Here is a 3,356-nt window from a genome sequence, read left to right as displayed (position 1 = left end):
GCCCCAACACCTTCGCGCAGTTGAGCGCGCACGCGCGTCGCGCGCTCAAGCGGATGCGCCGCAGACCCTCCCTGGTCATGGCCTTCTGGCAGCAGGCCGACCTCTTCCCCTTGTAAGTATATTATGCGAAGCTCAATAGGTCATCCTCAACCCCGGCCTCCCACTCCTTCCCGCCGCCGCTGGAAACAGCGTGTGAACAAAACCGGCCTGGAACCTTGAGCAGGGAGCCCGTCGGGTCTATAGCGGTGCTGGAATCGGAGAGTCAAAAGGGAAACTTCCAGCTCAAGAAACACGACACGAGCACGGAAGACAAAGAATCGTGTTTTGCCCGACTTACGGCGATAAACCCTAGGAGGGTACTAGATTCTGCGGCGAATGCGGAAAGGCCGTGGCCAGCGTGGGCTCTGCAAAGGCCCTCTTAGCGAGGCACAAAAGCATGGGGAGAATGGGGAACGGCTATGGAAGCGAGTTTCATCTGCTTAGGTTCATGGGACGGCATCGCCACTATCTCGATGATCTTGTTCTCAACCTGGTAAGGGCAAAGAGCATCGATTGGATCGATTTTCCATTCGACAAATCCACGCCGTCGAAGGACGCTGAATGGAAAGGAATCTCATTCCTGAAAGCGAACTCTCGACTTGAGCGGGCTTGGGAAGATTTCTGGCCGACAGGGCGTGGCATTCACAACTGGGACGCGATTGCGAAGCTGGATTTCGGATCGTCTAGCGAGGAATGGCTCCTGGTCGAAGCGAAGGCCAATCTCGAGGAGATCAAGTCGTCCTGTGGGGCAAGGGACGGGTTAGCCAAGATCAAGACGGCTTTTGCCGATGTAAAGAGTGCGTTAGGGGTTGTGTCCGATCGGGATTGGCTGAGCCCCTACTATCAATATTGTAACCGCGTCGCGGCTCTCCATTTTCTCAATGCGAACGGAGTTCGTTCGCACCTCCTGTTCATCTACTTCTGTGGAGACTTGTGGAAGAGGAGTGGCGCCCAACCCACGTGTCCGAAAACAGAATCTGACTGGCAGCCGGCTCTTAGGGATCAAGCGCAGCACGTTGGATTGCCGCCGCGGCACCCGCTGGCTGAGCGAATTCACTCGCTTTACCCGCCAGTCTGTGTTTCTTCAGATCCGAAAGAAACTTCCAAACTGTCGGTGACCCGATGACCTTCGCGTGCCGATGCTCGAAATCTGGCAGAATTAGGGAGGAAGTTGAGACGGCGCTAGTCGGGTTTGCCGAACTTGCGATGGAAGCATGCCGACAGGTGGGCTGCCTTGCGGGCTTTGCTGAGGGACCGGCCGGCTATGCGGGGGCGGGATTGGCCCGAGCCCTGTGGCCTTTAGGAGAGCTTCGCGTAAGTAACGGCGCCAGCGTTCTGGGCAAAGGCAGAACCCTGAATCGCGCGCCCGTAGGCACGGGTAACCAGTGTTAAGACCCGTTGGCACGGGAGGCCAGTATTAAGAAGGGGAAACAGGGCGCGCTATAATAGGACCCTCACCTTCGTCCTCTCCCTAACAGGGAGAGGAAAAATAGAGACGCGATCAGGTTACGCAAAGCTCGCCTTCAGGGCTTTAGCAGGACCTTCAGTACGTTGTCTTTGCGGGCGCTGAAAATTTCGTAGCCTTTGGCGGCGTCGCCCAGCGGCATCACGTGGCTTATCAGCGGGCGCGGGTCGATCGCGCCGGTTTCCATCAGGCGCGCGAGTTCCGGGATGTGCGCGTTGATGTTGGCGAGGCCGATTCGGAACGTGAGATCGCGCGCGAACGCATAGCCGATCGGAAAATTGAACGAAGGCGCGCCGAACACGCCGATTACCGACACTGTTCCGCCACCGCGCGCCGCCATTATCGCGGCCGTCAGCGCGCTTTCGTTGCCGACCGCCTCGATCGTCACGTCGGCGCCGCGCCCTTGCGTGCGATCGAGGATCGTCTGAGGCGCCTTTTCAGTATCCACAGCTAACGCGCCGAGCTTGCGCGCCGCCTCCAAGCGGTACGGGATGCTATCGACGGCGATCACTTCGGCGGGTCCGAACAGCTTCGCGCTCATCACGGCGCACAGACCCACCGGGCCGCATCCGAAAATCGCCACCGTGTCGCCCGGCCGGATATTGCCGTTGAGCGCGCCGAAAAAACCGGTCGGCAGGATATCGGCGAGAAAGACCGCGGCGTCATCGTCGATCGCGTCGGGCAGCCGATAGCACGTGTAATCCGCCATCGGCACCCGCACCGCCTCGGATTGCTCGCCGCCCAGCGATCCGAGTTTGCCGGCAAAATTCGCGCCGTAGCCGAAGGTAGCCGATCCGGTTTCGGCGCATTGCGACGGCTGCCCGCGCCGGCAGAAGTAGCATCGTCCGCAGGCAGGCACGGCCGAGACCACGACCCGATCGCCCTTCTTCAGCCGATCGACGCCGGCGCCCACTTCCTCGATCACGCCGACGCCCTCATGGCCGAGCACGAAGCCGGGCACGATGGGCAGAGCGCCTTCATAGAAGTGCAGGTCGGAGCCGCAGATTCCCGCGCGGGTGATTCGCACCAGCGCGTCGGTGGGAGTCTTGAGCGCGGGGTCATCGACGCGCTCGACACGCACGTCGTGGGGTCCGTGGAAAACAGTTCCCTTCATCTGCAATTCCTTTTTCCTGGTGGCGATCTTTCGGGATAATGGCACAGACGGGCGCGGGTTTGCACAGGCGGCGAAGGCCGTGGTAGTCCCAGAGTCTGTCCATCGCACCCGGGAGGCTCATATGATTCAGAATATCAAGAAAATTCTCACCCCAATCGACTTTTCGGCAGACTCGATGGAAGCGATGCGCGGCGCGATGGAACTGGCGAAAGACCTCGGCGCCGAAGAAGTTCACCTGATGCACGTGATCGCGCCGCAGCAAAGTTTCATCCCGTCCACGATCGAGCAGAACCGCGAGCTGGCGCGGGAAGGCGCGATGCTCGAGCAGGTGGAAGAGGAACTCGCGCGCATCAAGAAGGACGAGCTCGGCGATTCAAAGAAGGTCTTTACGTTTGCCGTGGTCGGCCCTCCGGTTCAGAAACTTATCGAATACGCGATAGCGCAGGAGATCGACCTGATCATGGTTGCTACGCACGGACGCAGCGGCGGCGAGCATATTCTGATCGGCAGCGTCACCGAGAAGCTGGTGCGCAACGCGCCGTGCTCGGTGCTGGTCTTCCGGCCGCGCAAGCGGTAGGGGTGACGGCGGAGCGTTCGACGGGAGGACTTGATTGAATGCGGAACCCACCGTGGGTTCCGCCCCTCCTTGGGCAGGGCTGAGCCCTGCACCCAGTAGTGAGAAGACGCGAAAATCTGCGCAGCGCATCTTTTCGCGACTATGCGATAGATGAACCGGCG

General features: G+C 60.2%; 3 protein-coding genes. 2 read left to right on the top strand and 1 reads right to left on the bottom strand.

All coding sequences use genetic code 11. From position 1 onward, the window contains the following. Window positions 1-445 precede the first annotated feature (445 nt). Entirely contained in the window at window positions 446-1,165 is a 720-nt protein-coding gene (locus tag VIO10_RS00535) for a hypothetical protein (protein ID WP_331957917.1), read from the top strand. Window positions 1,166-1,562: 397 nt separating this feature from the next. On the opposite strand, the gene VIO10_RS00530 is transcribed toward VIO10_RS00535, so the two are convergent. Continuing rightward, entirely contained in the window at window positions 1,563-2,618 is a 1,056-nt protein-coding gene (locus tag VIO10_RS00530; protein ID WP_331957915.1) for an alcohol dehydrogenase catalytic domain-containing protein, read from the bottom strand. A gap of 121 nt (window positions 2,619-2,739) precedes the next feature. Between VIO10_RS00530 and VIO10_RS00525 the strand changes: the two genes are divergently transcribed. Further along, on the top strand, window positions 2,740-3,195 hold the full coding sequence (locus VIO10_RS00525) for a universal stress protein (RefSeq protein ID WP_331957913.1): 456 nt from the start codon (window positions 2,740-2,742) through the stop codon (window positions 3,193-3,195). Window positions 3,196-3,356 lie beyond the last annotated feature (161 nt).

The sequence above is a fragment of the Candidatus Binatus sp. genome, from assembly GCF_036567905.1.
Lineage (GTDB): Bacteria > Desulfobacterota > Binatia > Binatales > Binataceae > Binatus.
This window is presented reverse-complemented; position numbering and strand designations above follow the sequence as displayed.